This is a genomic window from Ruegeria arenilitoris (assembly GCF_013032855.1).
Lineage (GTDB): Bacteria > Pseudomonadota > Alphaproteobacteria > Rhodobacterales > Rhodobacteraceae > Ruegeria > Ruegeria arenilitoris.
The window spans coordinates 378,743-396,436 of sequence record NZ_WQDA01000001.1 but is presented as its reverse complement, the minus strand read 5'-3'; the positions used below and the strand labels follow the sequence as shown (position 1 = coordinate 396,436).

Here is a 17,694-nt window from a genome sequence, read left to right as displayed (position 1 = left end):
TACGGTGTTCAAACTACGGTGACGCCGAACGGGTTCAAGAGCGATGACGGAAAGTTAAGAATTATTCATCCGGCGGCGACGAGGGTGTTTCCACGCCCTGTCTGCGCAAAGCTTCGGTCTGCACCTGGGGATCGATGGAATTGCGCTTGTAGACCTGCGAATAGCGGTCCACCTTGAACAGGCGCAACCGCGTCCACCGGCTTTGACGCTTGCGGAAATCCGCATCTTCCTGCGCCAGAACCTGGCGGGTGTTGGGGGAAACGCCATAGCGGCTGGAAGCCGTCACCAGCGCCCCGTCCGACGACGGAATACCAGTGCCGGGGTTCAGCGCCCCGGGATTGCCACCCAACGCAGCCACGGCATCGGCATTCGGGTTCGGGTCGGTCAGGTTCGCGCCACCCGGCGTCGGCGCGGGCAGGAACGCATAATCTTTGGGCTGGGTCAGTGGCTTGACCGGCATGACCGAAAACTCGTCGGGCCCGGGCCCTGGCGCTTCGAGATGGCGCAGGCCGATATCGGAACATCCTGCGACCGCAGCAGCAAGTGTCAGAGCAATAATGGCGCGCGGCATCCGCATCTTGGTCTCCAGCCTGTTTCAGGCGCTTTTATCGCATAACATCCGGCGCGTCACGAGGGCTTTTTGCCTTCGAACAGCACCAACCCGAGGGCACCCGCGAAAATGAACACGTCGGCGAGGTTGAAGACGAACGGGTTGTTGATGCCACAGCAGGACATGTTCAGGAAATCCAGAACGTATCCATACAGCACCCGGTCAACCACGTTCCCCAACGCTCCGCCGATCAGCAATCCGCCGAGAACCAGCATCCGCGTTGATGCGGCCGTTCGCCAGAGCCAGACGAAAACGCCGATGCTGATGGCCAGCGAAATAGCGATGAGAAACCAGCGCGCGGCTTCGGAATTGCCCTGAAACAGGCCGAAATTGATGCCGCGGTTCTCGCCGTACCGAAAAGTCAGCAGCGGCGGCAGTACGTCGATGCCGCCGGGCCGGTCGGCCACGCGCAACACGTGGACCACCAGGTACTTGCTGAGCTGGTCGATCACAAATGCGGCCAGCCCGGCCCAGAGCAGAACCCGGACCCGCATCAGTGACGGAAGTGCCGCATGCCGGTGAACACCATGGCCAGGCCCGCTTCGTCGGCGGCGGCGATCACCTCGTCATCGCGCATCGACCCGCCCGGCTGGATCACGCAGGTCGCGCCTGCGGCGGCGGCCTCCATCAGCCCGTCGGGGAAGGGGAAGAACGCGTCCGAGGCCACGGCCGAGCCGATGGTCAGCGGTTCGGGCAGGCCCAGACTTTCAGCCATACGCTCGGCCTTTTTGGCGGCGATCAGGGCGGAATCCACCCGGCTCATCTGGCCGGCGCCGACGCCCACCGTGGCCTCGTTCTTGACGTAGACGATGGCGTTCGACTTGACGTGCTTGGCCACTTTCCAGGCAAACAGCAGATCGCGCATCTGCTCGGGCGTGGGGGCCAGCTTGGTCACCACCTTCAGGTCATCCATCTCGATATGCCCGTTGTCCTTGTCCTGCACCAGCAGCCCGCCGGCCACCTGGCGCACGGTCTTGCCGCCGGCGCGCACGTCGGGCAGCGCCTCGGTGGTCAGCAGGCGCAGGTTCTTCTTGGCGGCAAAGATCGCCTTGGCCTCGTCGGTGCCGCCGGGGGCGATCACGACCTCGGTGAAGATGCCGGTGATTTCGCGCGCGGTTTCCGCGTCCAGCGGCCGGTTCAGCGCCACGATCCCGCCAAAGGCCGAGGTCCGGTCGCAGTCGAACGCCGCCTTGTATGCCTCGAGCAACGTGGCGCCCGTTGCAACGCCGCAGGGATTCGCGTGCTTGATGATAGCACACGCGGCGCTGTCGCGCGGGTCGAACTCGGCCACCAGTTCAAAGGCGGCGTCGGTGTCGTTGATGTTGTTGTAGCTCAGCTCCTTGCCCTGATGCTGAACGGCTGTGGCGACACCGGGACGGCCCGAGCCATCGACATAGAACGCCGCCTGCTGGTGGCTGTTCTCGCCATAGCGCAGGGGTTGTTTCAGCTCGCCTGCGAACACGCGGCGCTTGGGGGTGTCGATTTGCAGCGCGTCGGCAAGCCAGCTGGACACGGCCGCGTCATAGGCTCCGGTGCGGGCATAGGCCTTCTGCGCCAGCCACTGGCGGAAGCCCAGCGACGTCTTGCCGTAGTTTTCCTCGAGCTGATCCAGCAGGGCCGAGTAGTCTTCGACATCGACCACCACGTTGACGAAGGTGTGGTTCTTGGCCGCGGCGCGGATCATCGCGGGGCCGCCGATGTCGATGTTTTCGATGCATTCGTCATAGCCCGCGCCCTTGGCCACCGTTTCTTCGAACGGGTAGAGGTTGACCACCAGCAGGTCGATCGGGCCGATGCCATGCTCCTGCATCGCCGCCGCATGGGCGTCATTGTCGCGCAGCGCCAGCAGGCCACCATGCACCATCGGGTGCAGCGTCTTGACCCGGCCATCCATCATCTCGGGGAACCCCGTGACCTCGCTGACATCCTTGACCGCAAGCCCCGCATCACGCAGCGCCTTGGCGGTGCCGCCGGTCGACAGCAGCTCGACCCCACGGTCGGCCAGGGCCTTGCCCAGATCGATCAATCCGGTCTTGTCGGAAACGGAAAGCAACGCGCGGCGCACGGGGTGAAGGTCGGTCATGGGTCCAAAGATCCTTTTGGCTCAGTCGAAATCGGGCTCGTCCCGGTGCACGTCGCGCACGGCATAGGCTGTATCCTGCGCCTTGCTCAGCGTCCACCGGATGCGCGTCGCATACTCGATTGCGCGGCCGGATAGAACGATCTGTTTTGTCGCGCGGGGCTTCAGACGGCCTTTTTCCAGATAAACGCTTGGCTCAAGAGACAATTTTCCGGCGCCGTCATGGCGGAAAACCCAGATCTCGCCGCTTTTGAGCGCCATCGACACCGCAGACCCCCCCAGATCCAGCGCTGCGTCCACGTCCGGATGCAGGTGAAACCGGATGTCAAAACCGATCCCTGACAGCTTGGATGCGTCAACCGCCCGGTCGAACTGGCGTTTTGCCTTGTCGGTGGCCGTCAGAAGGATGTCTTCACCTGTTACCTCGCGCCCGTCAAAGCGCAGCTCAATCGTACGGGCATGGGTAAGTCCGAACACCTTGGCGTACCCATCATGGCCCGCCATCACGCGCGCGCCTTCGAACGAATCCTCGAACTCTACCGGCACCTCGCTCGGGCCATCCACCAGCGCTTCGTTCGCGGTTCCCTTGGTCGGGGCAGCCAACCGGGCGCTGGAGTATCCATCCAGGCAAAGGGTCGAGTGCGAAGGCGTGGCCCGCCCGGCCCGGCGCCACTCCAACCCGAAGCTTTCGCCCGAACCGCAGTTGACGATCAATGGCCGACGACCCGAGGTCAGCTCGAAAGCCAGCGTCGAGGCGTGCGCCATGTACGAGGCCGCCCCTTTGGCCGGGGGTGCTGCGTCGATGATCACCGTGGTGCGGGCGGCGGCCAGACGGGCATAGCCCATGGTCAGACCTTTGACGGGTTTGGGCTTGACCCCGCTTTGGGCCAGCGCCTGTTCCAACCGGCCTTCTATACCGCGGCCACCGCCGTGAAACCGGGCCAACCCGCCGTCTGCATGACGCAGGCTGCGCAGGGTCGGGGCAATCCGTTTGATTGCTGCCGTCTGAGCGGCGGGCGTACCGCGCCCCACTTCGCTGAGCGCGGCGGATGTCCAGGCCAGTAGGGTAAAGACCTCGAGCAGTTCCTCCGGATTCCGCGTGGGAATGCCGCCTTGGGCGTCGATCTGAGCCTCGCATTCCCGCGCCAAAGCCCGAACGGCCGGGTCCGAGATGTCTTCCATTCCCTCCAGCGCCAAACCGGCCTGAACCAGGCCGGCCAGCGCCTCGAAACGGGGCAGCCCCGGTGTCGCCGCGTGCCAGCGTTTGGACAGGAACCAGGTCTGCTGTGACAGCGAGCGAAAAAACAGGCGGCTGTGGGCTTCGTCCATACCGCGCAGCAGGAACAGCGCGTGGTTGATCCAGCGGATCAGGCGGCGCCCGGTCAGGTCCGGGGCCCAACCCGGACCCTGCCCCTTGCCGTGGGACTCGATCCAGCCCCAGACCCAGCGTTGCGCCTTTTCCCGTGCCGCGGCATCACCCACCGCGGCCAGATCGTCCAGCCAGGCAAACCCGTGGCGTTCAGCATCGAATGCGGCGTTGGGGGCCACGACCTCCCACAAGCCCGTGTCCGGGGCTTCGACAAGGTAACCGGCAAACAATAGATTTCCCGCCACCAGTTGCCGCCCGCGCGCAAATGAACCGACGGTGCGCGGCTCGGGCTGACCGACAAAGCCGCTGACGGGTTTCCGGCGCTGGCTGAGGCGCGCGTAGAGACGGTTCTGAAACCGCACCCATCGGTTGGCCATGGTGTCCGAATTCGACATGACGTGTGTTGCTCTGCCCCTGCCGCTCTGCTGGCGTTTGAACCAACGATAGCCGGGCCGGTTCGTCAAGTCATCGAAAAGCGACCGGTCAGGCCGATTTGTTCAGGCAGGCGATGTAGAACCCATCCATGCCGCCCAGATCAGGCCAAAAATCGGGACGCAGGCGTAACCCGCCCTCCTCGGTCAGCCAGTCGGGCTGAACGCCGGGCACCTGCAGCGCGGCGCGGTCCACCTGCATGTCGGGATGTTGCGGCAAAGCCTCTTCGATCTGCACTTCGCCTTCGTCGGGCAGCAGCGAGCAGGTGCAATAGACCAGCCGCCCGCCGGGTTTCAGCAGGGTCCAGGCATGGGCCAGCATCCGGGCCTGCAACGCGATCAGGCCGCCGAACTCGGAGCCGTCCTTGGCAAAGGGCAGATCCGGGTGCCGCCGGATGGTGCCGGTCGCCGAACAGGGCGCGTCCAGCAGGATCGCGTCGTACTGGCCCTGATGGTCCAGCGCGTCGCCGGCGACCACCCGGGCCGACAGCCCGGTCCGTTCGAGGTTTTCCCGCACCCGCGCCAGCCGGGCCTCGGAAATGTCCAGCGCGGTGACCTCGGCCCCCGCCGCCGCCAGTTGCAGCGTCTTGCCGCCGGGCGCGGCGCACATATCCAGAACCCGCTCGCCCGGACGGGGCGTCAAAATCCGCGCTGGCAAGGCGGCGGCGGCATCCTGCACCCACCAGTCTCCGGCCGCATAGCCCGGCAGGGCCGAGACCTGCCCCGCGTCAGCAACCCGCACCGAGCCGGTCGGCAGTTCGGTGCCCATGGGGATCGTTGCGCCGGGTTTTGGCGTCAGGTCCAGCGGCGCGCCGGCGAAATGGGCCTGCTCCATGCCCTTGACCGCATCCGCGCCCCAGGCCGCGATCAGCGGTTCGCGCAGCCAGTCCGGCAGGCGCGGCACCCGCATCTTCGGCCAGGCCTCGGGGCCTTCGGCGGCGATCTTGCGCAGAACCGCGTTGACCAGCCCCTTGAGCCGCCCGTGCTTGCGCGAGCGGCCGACGATCTCGACCATAGCGTTCACGACGCCATGCGCAGCCTCGCCCTGGCACAGTTCGACCGTTCCCAGACGCAGCGCGTTTTGGACGGTCAGCGCCGGTGTGCGCCGCAGATGCTCCTCCAGCAGGCGGTCGGCGCGCTCAAGCCCGCGCAGGGTCTCCAGCGCCAGCCGCTGCGCCCGGGCGCGGTCTTCGGGCGCTAGGCGATCCAGCGCCCCGGCCGCCAGGCATTCGGACAGCAAGCGCCCCTCGCCCAGGATCTGATCCAGCAGATAGATGGCGCTGCGCCGCGCCGCAGTCGGGGTGTTGGTCATGAAACCGCCTTTGCAAGGTTTTCGCCCGCATTGCCATCAGCGGACGAGGGCGTATATCAAGGCCATGCACGGAAAGGAACCCGATGTCATGAGCGACGACCGCACAGACCTGCCGCCCGCCGCCCAGCGCGCCCTGGCCGAGGCCGAAGAGCGCCGGCGCAAGGCAGAAGCCGAGGCCAAACCCCTGCCCAAGGAACTGGGCGGGCGCGACGGCCCCGATCCCGCGCGCTATGGCGATTGGGAGAAGAAGGGCATCGCGATCGATTTCTGACCGTTCAGACCGCCGCGCGCAGGGCCTGCAGGAAATCGCCGATCAGGGCCTGCTGCTTTTTCGACTGCGCACGGTCCCGCGGCCAGGTCAGCCAGTATCCGTCGCGGGTTTCCAGATCGGGACGCCCCAGCCGGATCAGACGGCCCGAGGCCAGATCCGCCGAGGCCAGGGCGACCGACCCCAAGGCGACCCCCAGCCCCTGCCGCGCCGCGCCCAGGGCATGTTCCATCGAATCAAAGCTCAGACCGGTGCGTGGCAGATCCGTGTCGCCCGTCTTCTGCATCCAGTCCTGCCAACCGGGCCGTTCGCCGCGCAGATCGATCACCGGCGCGCCCCAGCTGACGCCCGGCGCCGCCATCGGGGTCAGAACCTCGGGCGCGATCAGGTCGGCGGTGCGCCCCGGCCAGCTGCCGCGCCCATAGCGGATCTGAAGCCAGGTCCGCTCGTCCTCCAGCGAGGACCGCCGCGCCACCGAATCCGTGGTGACCTGCACCTCGGGCCGCAGGGCGCGAAAGGCCCCCAGGCTGGGCAGCACCAGCGCCTGGATATGCGAGGACAGCCCGGCCACCCGCAACGCGCGCGGGGCGGTGCCGAACAGATCCTCGGTGTTACGTTCCAACGCGCGCAGGCTGTCCTGCACTAGCGGCAGATAGCTTTCGCCCTCGACCGTCAGCGACACGCCGCGCGCCTCGCGCACGAACAGGGACCGGCCCAGCCAGGATTCCAGATTGGCGATGCGCTGGCTGACCGCCGCCTGAGTCAGGCCGAACTCGCGCGCAGCGGCCGAGAATCCGCCCAGCCGCCCGGCCGCCTCGAACACGCGCAGCCAGTCCAGCGGGGGCAGGCCGACCTTTTTCTTGCTCATTAGATTTTCCAACTCTCAGAGGAAACAAGCCTTAATTGTCGTAATGTCATATCCCGCGTATCTCCTCAATCAAAGCCCGCGCTGAACAGGAGAGCCCCATGCTGCGCCACGCCACCCATGACCCGGCGGTCGTTTCGGTTGAGTTCGAAGACGGCACCCGCGCCCGTTTTCACGCCATCTGGCTGCGCGACAATGCGCTGGACCCGCAGACGCGCGACCCCGGCAACGGCCAGCGCCTGATCACGATCGGCGACATTCCGGCAGATATCGCGATTCAGGCGGCCGAGGTGGCGGGCGGTGACCTGCAGGTAACCTTCGCCCCCGAAGACAAGACGGTCTCCTTCCCCGCAAACTGGTTGGCCGCGCATGTCTATGATCGGGACCAGACCCGCCCGATGGGCTGGCTGTCGCCCGGCATCACCACCTGGGACGGCGGGTTCGCGGCCCCGGCCGGCGACTGGACGCAGGTGCATGAAAGCCCCGCCGCCAAGCGCGACTGGCTGGCGGCGGTCGCCGAATACGGCTTTGCCAAGCTGACCGGCGGCCCGACCGAGCCCGGTTCGCTGCTGAAGGCCGCCGATCTGTTCGGCTATGTGCGCGAGACCAATTATGGCCCCTATTTCGAGGTGCGGACCGAGGTGAACCCGACCAACCTGGCCTATACCGGCCTTGGCCTGCAGGCGCATACCGACAACCCCTATCGCGATCCGGTGCCCACGCTGCAGATCCTCTATTGCCTGGAAAACAGCGCCGAAGGCGGGGAGTCGATCGTGGTCGACGGCTTTCGCGCGGCCCAGCGCCTGCGCGACGAAAACCCCGAAGGCTTTGCCCTGCTGGCCGGCTATCCCGCGCGGTTCGAATACCGCGGTTCGGACGGCGTCTGCCTGCGCGCGCGCCGCCCGATGGTCGAGCTGTCGCCCGATGGCGAATTGATCGGCATCCGCTTCAACAACCGGTCCTCGGCCCCGTTCGTTGATGTGCCCTTCGACCGGATGGAGGCGTATTACGCCGCCTACCGCCGTTTGGGCGAGATCATCGACGACCCGGTCATGGGCGTGGCGTTCAAGCTGGAGCCGGGCGAGAGCTTCATCGTCGACAACACCCGCGTCCTGCACGCGCGTCTGGGCTATTCGGGTGCCGGGTCGCGCTGGTTGCAGGGATGTTATGCCGACAAGGACGGGCTGCTATCGACTCTGGCCGCGATGCGGATGGCGCAACCGGAGGCGGCGGAATGAAATCCGATTTCCAGACCCTGACCCGCGACAACATCGTAGCCTTCATCGCCGATATCTTCGACCGGCGCGGAGGCGAGGAATACCTGGGCGAGCCGGTCACCATGGCTCAGCACATGCTGCAGGGCGCCACCATCGCCGAGCAGAACGGCATGCCCGAAGAGATCATCGTGGGCGCTCTGCTGCACGATATCGGGCATTTCACCTCGGAATTCGGCACCTACCACCCCGACGACACCGAGGACCGCTACCACGAGGATGCCGGCGCCGAGGTGCTGGAGCGGTTCTTTCCGTCGGTCATCACCGATTGCTGCCGCTATCACGTCGCGGCCAAGCGGTACCTGTGTGCAACCAGGCCCGAGTATTTCAACCGTCTGTCGGCGGCCTCGGTCCATACGCTGGAATTGCAGGGCGGCCCGATGAGCGCCGAGGAAGTCACTGCATTCGAGGCCAACCCGAACCTGAAGGAAATCATCCAGGTCCGGTATCTGGACGAGGCCGGCAAACGGCCCGACATGGACACCCCCGGCTTCGACCATTTCGCGCCGATGGTTCAGCGCATGGTCGACCGGCATCTGGGCGAGGGTTAAAGCCCCAGCACATCCACCATGTCATATTGGCCGGGGGCCTTGCCCTGCCCCCACAGCGCCGCCTTCAGCGCGCCACGGGCAAAGATCGCCCGGTCGGTCGCCACGTGGCGCAGCACGATCCGTTCGCCCGGCGCGGCGAACAGCACGTCGTGTTCGCCAACGATGTCGCCACCGCGGATGGCGTGGAACCCGATATGGCCTCGCTGCCGGGCGCCGGTGATCCCGTCGCGGCCCCGGTCGGCGACATCGGCAAGGTTCACGCCGCGCCCCTCGGCCGCGGCCTCGCCCAGCATCAGGGCCGTGCCCGAGGGCGCATCGACCTTGTGATGGTGATGCGCCTCGATCACCTCGATGTCGAAATCCTCGTCCAGCGCGGCGGCGACCTTCTTGGTCAGCTGCACCAGCAGGTTCACGCCCAGGCTCATGTTTCCGGCCCGCACGATCACCGCATGGCGCGCGGCGGGTTCCAGCGCGGCGATCTGTTCGTCGCTCATGCCGGTGGTGCCGATCACATGCACGCAGCGCGCCTGCGCCGCCAGCGCGGCGAACTCCAGCGTCGCCTCGGGCGCGGTGAAGTCGATCACCGCCTGGGCCTGGGCAAAAGCCTCGAGCGGATCGTCGGTGACGGTCACGCCCAGCGGCTGGCCGCCCATCGCGGTGCCCACGTCCTGACCGATCCAGTCATGGCCCGTGCGCTCGACCGCACCGACCAGCCGCGCCTGTTCGCTGTCGGTGATGGTCTTGATCAGCATCTGCCCCATCCGGCCCGAAGCCCCGGTCACGACGATTCCCGGAATATGCGTCATTGCGCTGGTCCTTCTTCTGAAATTCGGCTCAAAGCCTCCTACCCGGTTCGGGGCCGCTTGGCAAAGCCCCGCTTTGCGCTTAGATCGGGGACATGGCTAAGAACAAATTCCACGACGGCCCCGGCCCCTCGCAACGGCAGCTTCGCGTCGGCGAACTGATCCGCCGCACCCTGTCCGAGGTGCTGGCGCGCGGCGACGTGCACGACCCCGACCTGAACCGCCTGTCGATCACCGTGGGCGAAGTGCGCACCTCGCCCGATCTCAAGATCGCCACGGCCTATGTGCTGCCGCTGGGCGGCAAGGGGCAGGACACCGTGATCGAGCTGCTGGCCCGCAACAAGGGCGAGCTGCGCCGCATGGTCGGCAAGAAGGTCGGCCTGAAATTCGCCCCCGACCTGCGCTTCCGGCTGGACGAAACGTTCGACCGCATGGACGACACACGCCGGATGTTCGAACAGGACGCCGTGCGCCGGGACCTGGACGAGTGATCCGCAGGACCGCCGCTTTGATCGCATTGCTCTGGGCCGGACAGGCCGGTGCGGTGACCTGCGAGCGCGTGGCACACGAAGACCGGCGCTATACCGTGTGCGAGGTCGACGCCACCACCGAGGACCTGCGCCTGTTCCTGTATGACGAAGCGGGCCAAGTGCTGGGCCACTTCTCGTCGGTGAACGAGGAACTGGCCGATGCGGGCCAACGCCTGAGCTTTGCGATGAATGCCGGCATGTATCACGAGGACCGCTCGCCCGTGGGCCACTATGTCGAAGACGGGCAGGAACTCATGCGCGTGATTCCCAACGCCGGACCCGGCAATTTCGGCCTGCTGCCCAACGGGGTGTTCTGCATCCGCGAAGGCCGTGCCGACGTGTTCGAGACGCTGGACTATCTAGATCGCAAGCCCGACTGCCGCTTTGCCACCCAATCCGGCCCGATGCTGGTGATCGACGGCGAATTGCATCCGCGGTTTCTAAAGGATTCGACCTCGCGCTATGTGCGCAACGGGGTGGGCACCAGCGCCGATGGCAGCCGCGCGGTGTTCGTGATCTCCGAGGATTACGTCACCTTCCATGAATTCGGCCGCCTGTTCCGCGACGTGCTGAACACGCCCAACGCCCTGTTTTTCGATGGCAACATCTCGCGCATGTATGACCGGGCGGCGAACCGGTCGGACGTGGGATTCTCGCTGGGGCCGATCGTCGGCGTGGTCGAGGACATCCCGGCAAATTGACAGCGCCGGACCGATCCGCTAGGTCGCGCGCCTCAGCAGAATTCTAGGTGCATCATGGGACGCAAACGCAAGGGTCGTGACATTTCCGGTTGGCTGGTGGTCGACAAGCCCGCGGGCATGACCTCGACCGCCGTGGTCAACAAGGTCCGCTGGGCGCTGGATGCCAGGAAGGCGGGCCATGCCGGCACGCTCGACCCCGAAGCCACCGGCGTTCTGGCCGTCGCTTTGGGCGAGGCCACCAAGACCGTTCCCTACATCACCGATGCGCTCAAGGCCTATACCTTTACCGTGCGGCTGGGTCAGGCCACCAATACCGACGATGCCGAGGGCGAAGTGATCGCGGAAAGCGACCTGCGCCCCACCGATGACGAGATCAAGCAGGCCCTGCTGCCCTTCGTGGGCGAGATCATGCAGGTGCCGCCCAAGTTCTCGGCGGTCAAGATCGACGGTCAGCGCGCCTACAAGCTGGCCCGCGACGGCGAGGATGTCGAACTGGCCGCCCGGCCCCTGTGGGTCGAGGAACTGGTGCTGGTCGACCGGCCCGACCCCGACCATGTCGTGCTGGAAATGACCTGCGGCAAGGGTGGCTATGTCCGCTCGATCGCGCGCGACCTGGGTGCGGCGCTGGACTGCCATGGCCACGTCAAGGAGCTGCGCCGGATCTGGTCCGGCCCGTTCGAGGCCGAGGACGGCCTGAGCATCGAGCAGATCGACGAGATGGCGAAAACCCCGGCGCTGGATGAGCACCTGCGCCCGCTGGAAGAAGGGCTGGCCGACCTGTCCGAGCTGAAATGCACCCCCGAAGGCGCCACCCGCCTGCGCAACGGCAACCCCGGCATGGTTCTAGCCGGCGACGTGGAATACGGCGACGAGGCCTGGGCATCGTTCGACGGCAAGGCCGTGGCGGTGGGGGTCTACAAATCCGGTGAACTGCACCCCAGCCGGGTGTTCGCCGGTTAGGTCCCGTGCTAAGCGAAGGCGCATGATCACCCGGTCCCACACCAAGGGCGACGCGCCCTCGACAGCCGTCTATTCCGACTGCGAACGCTATCGCTACAGCCTGACCCGCATCTGGGATCCGGCCGGGCGCCGGGCGCTGTTCGTGATGCTGAACCCTTCGACCGCGACCGAGGTGCAGAATGACCCGACCGTCGAGCGTTGCGAGCGGCGCGCGCGGGCCTTGGGGTTCGGGGCGTTCCAGGTGACCAACATCTTTGCCTGGCGCGACACCGACCCGCGCAAGATGCGCGCGGCGGCCGACCCGGTGGGGCCCGAGAACGACGCTGCCATTCTGGCCGGCGTGGACTGGGCCGATCAGGTGATCGCCGCCTGGGGCACCCATGGCGCGCATCTGGACCGCGGCCCGGCGGTCGAGCGCCTGCTGCGCGGCACCGGCCAGCCGCTGTTCCACCTGGGGCTCAGCAAGGCAGGCCACCCCAAGCATCCGCTCTACATCGCGTATACCCAGCAACCCGAACCGTGGAACCGGTGACAAAGGGTTAACCACAGACTCAGGTTGGCTTTGACCAACCCTCTGGCGACATGGGATATTTCACACTCGGGGCGGCACGCTTTCGTAGGGTTCCCATGTTTCTGCTCGGATTGTTCGGCCTGGCCGCAATGGGCGGCGCAGCATACGCGATCAGCGACGTATTCTCGGGGGATGAGGACGAGGACAACGACGATGTCATCGAAGAAGATGCCGTCGAAGACATTCCCGAAGGAAACCTGCTTGAGATTGACGATTCTTTCGAAGACCCGGCCGAGGCCGAGGATGCGTCCACCGGAACCATACTTTCGGACGTAGACGGAAACCTGGTCATCGCCGGCGGACCGGGCGTGGACAATCTGAGCGGGGTCGAGGGCAACGATCAGATCAACGGCTATGACGGCGATGACATTATCGATGGTGGCGCCGGAAATGATACGTTGTTCGGCGCTGACGGGGATGACACGCTAAACGGAAACACTGGCAATGATGTTCTGCACGGTGGCAACGGTCACGATGACCTCTCGGGGAATGCCGGTGACGACATCTTGTACGGTCATGCCGGCGACGACCAGTTGGTTGGTGGCGAAGGCGATGACGATCTGTACGGCGGTCAGGGCAACGATGACCTTGCCGGGGGTGAGGGCGAAGACGCGCTGCAAGGCGGCGACGGCGAAGACATGCTCGCCGGCGGCGCAGGGGCAGACACGCTGTTCGGCGGTGATGGCAACGACACGCTGACCGGCCGGGACGATGGCGACACGCCCGCCAGCGATTTTCTGAACGGCGGCGCGGGGGACGACACGATCCTGACAGGTGCCGGAGATGTCGTCACCGGCGGTCAGGGAGCGGACCAGATCGCCATCGATGGAACGGGCACCGGGAAGGAAGTCAGCATCGTGGATTTCACCGCCGGAGAAGACAAGCTGCTGATCGAATGGAACGGCCCTGACGCGCCCGAAATCGGGATCGAACAAGACGCGGACAACGCCGATCTGACGCGCGTTCTGGTCAACGGGCGTGAGGTGGTCTATCTGTTCGGCGCCCAAGGTCTTGGGCCCGAGGATATTCAACTGACTCCGGGTCTGGACCCGACCCTGACCAGCCCCATGGGCTGAGATACGCAGAATCCCTTTGCCATTTATTCCGATTGCGCCTATACGCGCCCATCCGCATCGGAATCGGTGCGGTTTTCTCCATGGGCCTGTGCTGGACGACATCCCGGCCTGCGCCATCAACTCTAACCTTTGAAGGAGACCCCGATGTCGATCACTGCTGAAGAAAAAGCACGCGTCATGAAAGAATTCGCAACCAAGGACGGCGACACCGGTTCGCCGGAAGTCCAGGTTGCTATCCTGACCTCGCGCATCAACACCCTGACCGAGCACTTCAAGACCCACAAGAAAGACAATCACGGCCGCCGTGGTCTTCTGAAGATGGTCGCCCAGCGCCGCAAGCTGCTGGACTACCTGAAGGGCAAGGAAGAAGCGCGCTACCAGGACCTGATCAAAAAGCTGGGCATCCGCCGCTAAGCGCGGACTACACCGCTTTCAAGTTCGAGACGCCCGCCATATGGCGGGCGTTTTTTGTCAGAGGAGCGCGGTGTTCAATCCAGCGCGTTCTTGTAGACCACACCGTCTTTCATGATCAGGTCGAAGTTTTCGCCCGGATTCCCAACCAACTCAAGGTTTTCAAGCGGATTGCCGTCGACGAGGATCAGGTCGGCATAGGCACCCTCTTTGATGACCCCTAGCGGGCCGTCTTGATACGGGTGCCGGGGGCCGCTCAGTTCCAGCAACCGGGCGTTTTCAGAAGTGGCGATTTTCAACACTTCATACGGGGTGAACCATTCGCCCAATCGCACCAGATAAAGGCTTTGTTGATACGCCTTGGAGGCGTCCAGAAGCTGGTCGGTCCCAAAGGCCAGGTTCACCCCCACCTCTTTGGCCATCGGGTACAGGTTCGCAACGGCATCTGTGACCTGCTTGTATTTTGCCGCGCTGACCGGGCTGTCCCAGACCATGTCCTCTTCTTTCATGGTCTGGGGGCTTAGCCATGCCCCTTTTTCTTTCATGAGCTCGAGCGTTTCACGAGACGCGAAGAAACCATGCTCGATGCTCATGACGCCGGCTTCGACTGAGGTGCGAATCCCGCGGTCCGTCATTACATGGGCCAGTACGTAAGTATTGAAGTTCGCAGCTTCTTCGACGACCGCTTCGATCTCATCAACAGAGTATTCGCTCACATCCAGCGGATCATACTGTGAGGATACGCCACCGCCCGTGGTTATTTTGACTTGGGAGGCACCGTACTTGAGAATCTCGCGGGTCCTTTTGCGAACCTCGGGGACCCCATCGGCCACCATCGCCATCATGTTCTTTTCCCAATAACTCAACTCGGAAGTCGAGTTTCTTGGGTTTTCCAACAAACTGTGGAAATCGGCATGACCCGATGTTTGGCTCATGAACGGCCCCGAAGGCAGAATGCGGTGCCCGGGGTATTCGCCGGAATCGATCAGTCTCTTGATTGCAAATGGATTGCCGCCGGGATCGCGCACTGTTGTGAAGCCGCGCATCAGGGTTTCCTTTGCCCCTGTCATCGAACGAATGGCCACTTCCGACATATCGCCTTGATTGAAGATCAAGACGGTTGCTGGCGTATACGCATATGTCGTGTGCCAGTGTACATCGATCAGACCCGGGATCAGGGTGCGTCCACCGCCGTCGATCACCGTTGCTCCTTCGGCCGAGATCGGGTCTGCCGACACAGCTGCAATCAGGTTGCCCTCGATCAGAACATTCGCGTTCTCGATGCGCCCGTCGTTGACGCCATCAAATACATGCACATTGGTGATCAGGGTCTGAGCCGGGTCTTGCTGCGCGGAAACCGCGGTGGCGGCAAGCAGCGCCACCAAAAGATGAATACGCATGAAGTATCTCCTGTCAAACACCGCCATCTTAGCAAATAATCCGATTTGTACATGCGGAATTTCAATCAAAAACATGCATCCTGAACGTATCCTCGAAACAGCCCAAAGGCGTATAGAATGATAGCTCTGATCCTAAATGCCTACCGTCTGCTCAAGGCGATCGTCCGATCGTGGGATGATCCGCATTTTCGGGGCGGTTTGCTGCTATGTATTCTTATTCTTCTGTCCGGGACGCTGTTCTACAGCAGCGTCGAGGGCTGGCATTGGGTTGACGCGCTGTATTTCAGCGCGACCACATTATCGACGGTCGGGTTCGGCGATCTGTCCCCGGCGACCAAGATCGGCAAGGTCTTCACCGTGATCTACATTTTCGTCGGGGTCGGCGTGTTCATCGCAATGTTCATTCAATTTGCGAAGGCTTTGTTGCGAGATCCTGAATAGAGACTTCCGACCCGGGTCAAACCTTCGGAACTTACAGCTGGGTCCGGTTAAAGCGAAAAAACACCCGCCAATTGGCGGGCGTTCATAGGCCGTCGAGGGCGGCTCAGATCTTGGCGCGCTCAGACTTCAGCGCCAGCCACAGACAGTAGCACATGATCAGCACCACAAGCGTGAACGGGATGCCAGTTGACACCGCCGCACCTTGCAGCGCGGCAAGGCCGCCACCCAGCAGCAGCGCGATCGCGACCAGACCTTCCAGCGTGCACCAGAACACACGCTGCACCACCGGGGCGTCCATCTTGCCGCCTGCGGTGATCGTATCGATCACCAGCGACCCCGAGTCGGATGAGGTGACAAAGAAGACCACGATCAAAATCAGCGCGATCGGGGCCACGATGCCGTAGAGCGGAAGCTCTTTCAGGAAGCCGAACAGCGCGCCTTCGGGGGCATAGCTGTCGATCACCGTGGCCTTGACGCCCTCGGCACCGCCGACGTTCAGCATGTCGATGGCCGCGCCACCGAAGGTGGACATCCACAGCGCACAGACCGCCGTCGGCGCCAACAGCGCGCAGATCACGAATTCACGCACCGTGCGCCCCTTGGAGATGCGGGCGATGAACATGCCCACGAAAGGCGACCATGCGATCCACCAGGCCCAGTAGAAGGTTGTCCAACCGTGGAAGAAGCTGGTGTCTTCGCGCCCGAACGGGTTCGACAAGGCCGGCAGCAGCCTGACGTAATCGGTCATCACGCTGAAATAGCGCGAGATCGCCGTGCCGATCCCGGTCACTGCGATCACGAACAGGAACAGGCCCACGGCCATGATCATGTTGATCTCGCTGAGCCGCTTCACGCCCGCGTCCATGCCCATCAGCACCGAGCCCAGCGCGATCATCGTGATACCGATGATCAGCAAGACGACGACGGTGGGGCTGGGTTCGATGCCGAACACCTCGTAGAGACCGGCGGCAACCTGTTGCGCGCCCAACCCCAGCGATGTGGTCAGGCCGAACAGGGTGGCAAACACCGCCAGCGTGTCGATCGCATGGCCCCACCAGCCCCAGACACGCTCGCCCAGCAACGGGTAGAAGGCCGAGCGCAGGGTCAGCGGCAGGCCGAGATTGTAGCTGAAGATCGCAAGGCTCAGGCCCACGGCGGCGTAGACCGCCCAGCCCTCCAGCCCCCAGTGGTGGATGGTACCGACAACACCAATGTATTCATTGCCCGGCACCGCGATGTCGATGCCCAAAGGACGGGCGCCGCCATCCTCGGCGAAATTGTAGTAGACCGGCTCTAACACGCCGAAAAACAGCAATCCGATGCCGATCCCGGCCGCGAACATCATCGCAATCCAGCCGGCGTAGGAGTAGTCGGGCTTGGCGTCTTTGCCGCCGATGCGCACCTTGCCCACCGGCAGAACGATCAAGGCCAGGCAGAACAGCGTGATTGCATCCACCGACAGGACGAGGAACCAGTCGAAGGTGCTGGTCAGCCACGGCCGCAGCCAACCGAAGAACGTTGCTGCGGCCTCTTGATTGGCGAGAGCGATCAGCACGAAGGCAAAGATCAGGATGCTTGAGATAAGAAAAACCGGGTTGTGAATATCCAGCCCGAATGGGCGAACATTGTCCTGCCCCAGCTCGTATTCCGTTTCGAAATCATAGATCCGCGGATCCGGATCCAGCATTTTCTTGGTCTGAGACATGTGGCCGTCCCTTTCGTTCGCGCGAATTGCAAACGCCAAGGTATTCGGCCGTCGGACGACAGTGAGTAGTCTTACCCCCTTGGCGCCTTTTCGTCGTCTGGACCGCGGGTTCCGTGGTAAGAGGCTACACTGCAATCACTTTTTCACAAAATGCATTCGCCTACGGGAATATGTCTGCGCATGGCCAGCGATGGCCTGACCGAGGTCGAGAGGACGGGGTCGCATTAGTTTCGCGGCTTTCCTACCACCGTCGCAGCCCGGAGTTTCTCTCCAGCCTCTGCCGCGCCGATTTCCGATCTGCATATCCTCGATGACGAGCGATGGTCCTGTTTGCGA

Annotated in this window: 19 protein-coding genes; 10 read left to right on the top strand and 9 right to left on the bottom strand. The window is 64.0% G+C overall.

The window, feature by feature from the left end:
* Positions 1 to 61: 61 nt before the first annotated feature.
* The 5 genes from GOW72_RS01880 to GOW72_RS01860 form a co-directional block, all read right to left on the bottom strand.
* The gene (locus GOW72_RS01880; RefSeq protein WP_170341119.1) at positions 62 to 577 is read right to left on the bottom strand and encodes a DUF3035 domain-containing protein; all 516 of its coding nucleotides are present in this window, start codon (positions 575 to 577) and stop codon (positions 62 to 64) included.
* Between the two features lie 50 nt (positions 578 to 627).
* Positions 628 to 1,104, bottom strand: a complete 477-nt coding sequence (gene lspA, locus GOW72_RS01875) for a signal peptidase II (protein ID WP_170364739.1) — start codon at positions 1,102 to 1,104, stop codon at positions 628 to 630.
* Complete coding sequence (gene purH / locus GOW72_RS01870; protein WP_170364737.1) at positions 1,104 to 2,693, bottom strand: bifunctional phosphoribosylaminoimidazolecarboxamide formyltransferase/IMP cyclohydrolase; 1,590 nt, start codon at positions 2,691 to 2,693, stop codon at positions 1,104 to 1,106. Before purH ends, lspA begins: the two co-directional genes overlap by 1 nt.
* Positions 2,694 to 2,714: 21 nt before the next feature.
* On the bottom strand, positions 2,715 to 4,454 hold the full coding sequence (locus tag GOW72_RS01865; protein ID WP_170364735.1) for a heparinase II/III family protein: 1,740 nt from the start codon (positions 4,452 to 4,454) through the stop codon (positions 2,715 to 2,717).
* Between the two features lie 88 nt (positions 4,455 to 4,542).
* Positions 4,543 to 5,802 (bottom strand): RsmB/NOP family class I SAM-dependent RNA methyltransferase, encoded by a 1,260-nt coding sequence (locus GOW72_RS01860; RefSeq protein WP_170364733.1) that lies wholly within the window; start codon positions 5,800 to 5,802, stop codon positions 4,543 to 4,545.
* 88 nt (positions 5,803 to 5,890) lie between these two features.
* Here GOW72_RS01860 and GOW72_RS01855 point away from each other — a divergent pair, with 88 nt between their 5' ends.
* Entirely contained in the window at positions 5,891 to 6,073 is a 183-nt protein-coding gene (locus tag GOW72_RS01855; protein WP_093964397.1) for a DUF1674 domain-containing protein, read from the top strand.
* A gap of 4 nt (positions 6,074 to 6,077) precedes the next feature.
* On the opposite strand, the gene GOW72_RS01850 is transcribed toward GOW72_RS01855, so the two are convergent.
* Positions 6,078 to 6,938: a LysR family transcriptional regulator gene (locus GOW72_RS01850; RefSeq protein WP_170364731.1), complete on the bottom strand. Its 861-nt coding sequence runs from the start codon at positions 6,936 to 6,938 to the stop codon at positions 6,078 to 6,080.
* Positions 6,939 to 7,036: 98 nt separating this feature from the next.
* Here GOW72_RS01850 and tmpA point away from each other — a divergent pair, with 98 nt between their 5' ends.
* Together tmpA and tmpB are read left to right on the top strand one after the other, a co-directional pair.
* A complete protein-coding gene (gene tmpA, locus GOW72_RS01845; RefSeq protein WP_170364728.1) occupies positions 7,037 to 8,173 on the top strand; it encodes a 2-trimethylaminoethylphosphonate dioxygenase in 1,137 nt (378 codons plus the stop codon).
* On the top strand, positions 8,170 to 8,760 hold the full coding sequence (gene tmpB, locus GOW72_RS01840; protein ID WP_170364726.1) for a (R)-1-hydroxy-2-trimethylaminoethylphosphonate oxygenase: 591 nt from the start codon (positions 8,170 to 8,172) through the stop codon (positions 8,758 to 8,760). Before tmpA ends, tmpB begins: the two co-directional genes overlap by 4 nt.
* Here tmpB and dapB read toward each other — a convergent pair.
* Positions 8,757 to 9,566 carry a 4-hydroxy-tetrahydrodipicolinate reductase gene (dapB, locus tag GOW72_RS01835; RefSeq protein ID WP_170364723.1) on the bottom strand — a complete coding sequence of 270 codons (810 nt, stop codon included), beginning with the start codon at positions 9,564 to 9,566 and terminating at the stop codon, positions 8,757 to 8,759. The genes tmpB and dapB overlap by 4 nt on opposite strands.
* Before the next feature lie 92 nt (positions 9,567 to 9,658).
* Between dapB and rbfA the strand changes: the two genes are divergently transcribed.
* From rbfA to rpsO, 6 genes are all read left to right on the top strand, one after another.
* Positions 9,659 to 10,054: a 30S ribosome-binding factor RbfA gene (gene rbfA, locus GOW72_RS01830; protein WP_093964142.1), complete on the top strand. Its 396-nt coding sequence runs from the start codon at positions 9,659 to 9,661 to the stop codon at positions 10,052 to 10,054.
* Complete coding sequence (locus GOW72_RS01825; RefSeq protein WP_170364721.1) at positions 10,051 to 10,794, top strand: phosphodiester glycosidase family protein; 744 nt, start codon at positions 10,051 to 10,053, stop codon at positions 10,792 to 10,794. The genes rbfA and GOW72_RS01825 overlap by 4 nt, the downstream gene beginning before the upstream one ends.
* A 54-nt stretch (positions 10,795 to 10,848) precedes the next feature.
* A complete protein-coding gene (gene truB / locus GOW72_RS01820) occupies positions 10,849 to 11,754 on the top strand; it encodes a tRNA pseudouridine(55) synthase TruB (RefSeq protein WP_170364719.1) in 906 nt (301 codons plus the stop codon).
* Between the two features lie 22 nt (positions 11,755 to 11,776).
* Positions 11,777 to 12,286 carry a DUF1643 domain-containing protein gene (locus GOW72_RS01815; protein ID WP_170341998.1) on the top strand — a complete coding sequence of 170 codons (510 nt, stop codon included), beginning with the start codon at positions 11,777 to 11,779 and terminating at the stop codon, positions 12,284 to 12,286.
* A gap of 95 nt (positions 12,287 to 12,381) precedes the next feature.
* The gene (locus tag GOW72_RS01810; RefSeq protein ID WP_170364717.1) at positions 12,382 to 13,401 is read left to right on the top strand and encodes a calcium-binding protein; all 1,020 of its coding nucleotides are present in this window, start codon (positions 12,382 to 12,384) and stop codon (positions 13,399 to 13,401) included.
* A gap of 144 nt (positions 13,402 to 13,545) precedes the next feature.
* Positions 13,546 to 13,815 (top strand): 30S ribosomal protein S15, encoded by a 270-nt coding sequence (gene rpsO, locus GOW72_RS01805; protein WP_005980247.1) that lies wholly within the window; start codon positions 13,546 to 13,548, stop codon positions 13,813 to 13,815.
* 74 nt (positions 13,816 to 13,889) lie between these two features.
* Here rpsO and GOW72_RS01800 read toward each other — a convergent pair whose 3' ends face one another.
* Entirely contained in the window at positions 13,890 to 15,287 is a 1,398-nt protein-coding gene (locus tag GOW72_RS01800; RefSeq protein ID WP_244952301.1) for a metal-dependent hydrolase family protein, read from the bottom strand.
* 42 nt (positions 15,288 to 15,329) lie between these two features.
* Here GOW72_RS01800 and GOW72_RS01795 point away from each other — a divergent pair, with 42 nt between their 5' ends.
* Complete coding sequence (locus tag GOW72_RS01795) at positions 15,330 to 15,653, top strand: potassium channel family protein (protein WP_170341097.1); 324 nt, start codon at positions 15,330 to 15,332, stop codon at positions 15,651 to 15,653.
* 103 nt (positions 15,654 to 15,756) lie between these two features.
* Here GOW72_RS01795 and GOW72_RS01790 read toward each other — a convergent pair whose 3' ends face one another.
* Positions 15,757 to 17,358, bottom strand: coding sequence for a BCCT family transporter (locus tag GOW72_RS01790; RefSeq protein WP_170341096.1), 1,602 nt, complete (start codon positions 17,356 to 17,358; stop codon positions 15,757 to 15,759).
* Positions 17,359 to 17,694: the final 336 nt, after the last annotated feature.

Excerpts from the sequence above, each read along its gene's own strand:
- GOW72_RS01800 (WP_244952301.1), bottom strand. The coding sequence starts at position 15,287 with ATGTTTTTGATTGAAATTCCGCATGTACAAATCGGATTATTTGCTAAG.
- GOW72_RS01815 (WP_170341998.1), top strand. The coding sequence starts at position 11,777 with ATGATCACCCGGTCCCACACCAAGGGCGACGCGCCCTCGACAGCCGTC.
- GOW72_RS01790 (WP_170341096.1), bottom strand. The coding sequence starts at position 17,358 with ATGTCTCAGACCAAGAAAATGCTGGATCCGGATCCGCGGATCTATGAT.
- GOW72_RS01860 (WP_170364733.1), bottom strand. The coding sequence starts at position 5,802 with ATGACCAACACCCCGACTGCGGCGCGGCGCAGCGCCATCTATCTGCTG.
- rpsO (WP_005980247.1), top strand. The coding sequence starts at position 13,546 with ATGTCGATCACTGCTGAAGAAAAAGCACGCGTCATGAAAGAATTCGCA.
- tmpB (WP_170364726.1), top strand. The coding sequence starts at position 8,170 with ATGAAATCCGATTTCCAGACCCTGACCCGCGACAACATCGTAGCCTTC.
- GOW72_RS01810 (WP_170364717.1), top strand. The coding sequence starts at position 12,382 with ATGTTTCTGCTCGGATTGTTCGGCCTGGCCGCAATGGGCGGCGCAGCA.
- tmpA (WP_170364728.1), top strand. The coding sequence starts at position 7,037 with ATGCTGCGCCACGCCACCCATGACCCGGCGGTCGTTTCGGTTGAGTTC.
- GOW72_RS01795 (WP_170341097.1), top strand. The coding sequence starts at position 15,330 with ATGATAGCTCTGATCCTAAATGCCTACCGTCTGCTCAAGGCGATCGTC.
- lspA (WP_170364739.1), bottom strand. The coding sequence starts at position 1,104 with ATGCGGGTCCGGGTTCTGCTCTGGGCCGGGCTGGCCGCATTTGTGATC.
- GOW72_RS01850 (WP_170364731.1), bottom strand. The coding sequence starts at position 6,938 with ATGAGCAAGAAAAAGGTCGGCCTGCCCCCGCTGGACTGGCTGCGCGTG.
- purH (WP_170364737.1), bottom strand. The coding sequence starts at position 2,693 with ATGACCGACCTTCACCCCGTGCGCCGCGCGTTGCTTTCCGTTTCCGAC.
- GOW72_RS01855 (WP_093964397.1), top strand. The coding sequence starts at position 5,891 with ATGAGCGACGACCGCACAGACCTGCCGCCCGCCGCCCAGCGCGCCCTG.
- GOW72_RS01865 (WP_170364735.1), bottom strand. The coding sequence starts at position 4,454 with ATGTCGAATTCGGACACCATGGCCAACCGATGGGTGCGGTTTCAGAAC.
- dapB (WP_170364723.1), bottom strand. The coding sequence starts at position 9,566 with ATGACGCATATTCCGGGAATCGTCGTGACCGGGGCTTCGGGCCGGATG.
- GOW72_RS01880 (WP_170341119.1), bottom strand. The coding sequence starts at position 577 with ATGCGGATGCCGCGCGCCATTATTGCTCTGACACTTGCTGCTGCGGTC.
- truB (WP_170364719.1), top strand. The coding sequence starts at position 10,849 with ATGGGACGCAAACGCAAGGGTCGTGACATTTCCGGTTGGCTGGTGGTC.
- rbfA (WP_093964142.1), top strand. The coding sequence starts at position 9,659 with ATGGCTAAGAACAAATTCCACGACGGCCCCGGCCCCTCGCAACGGCAG.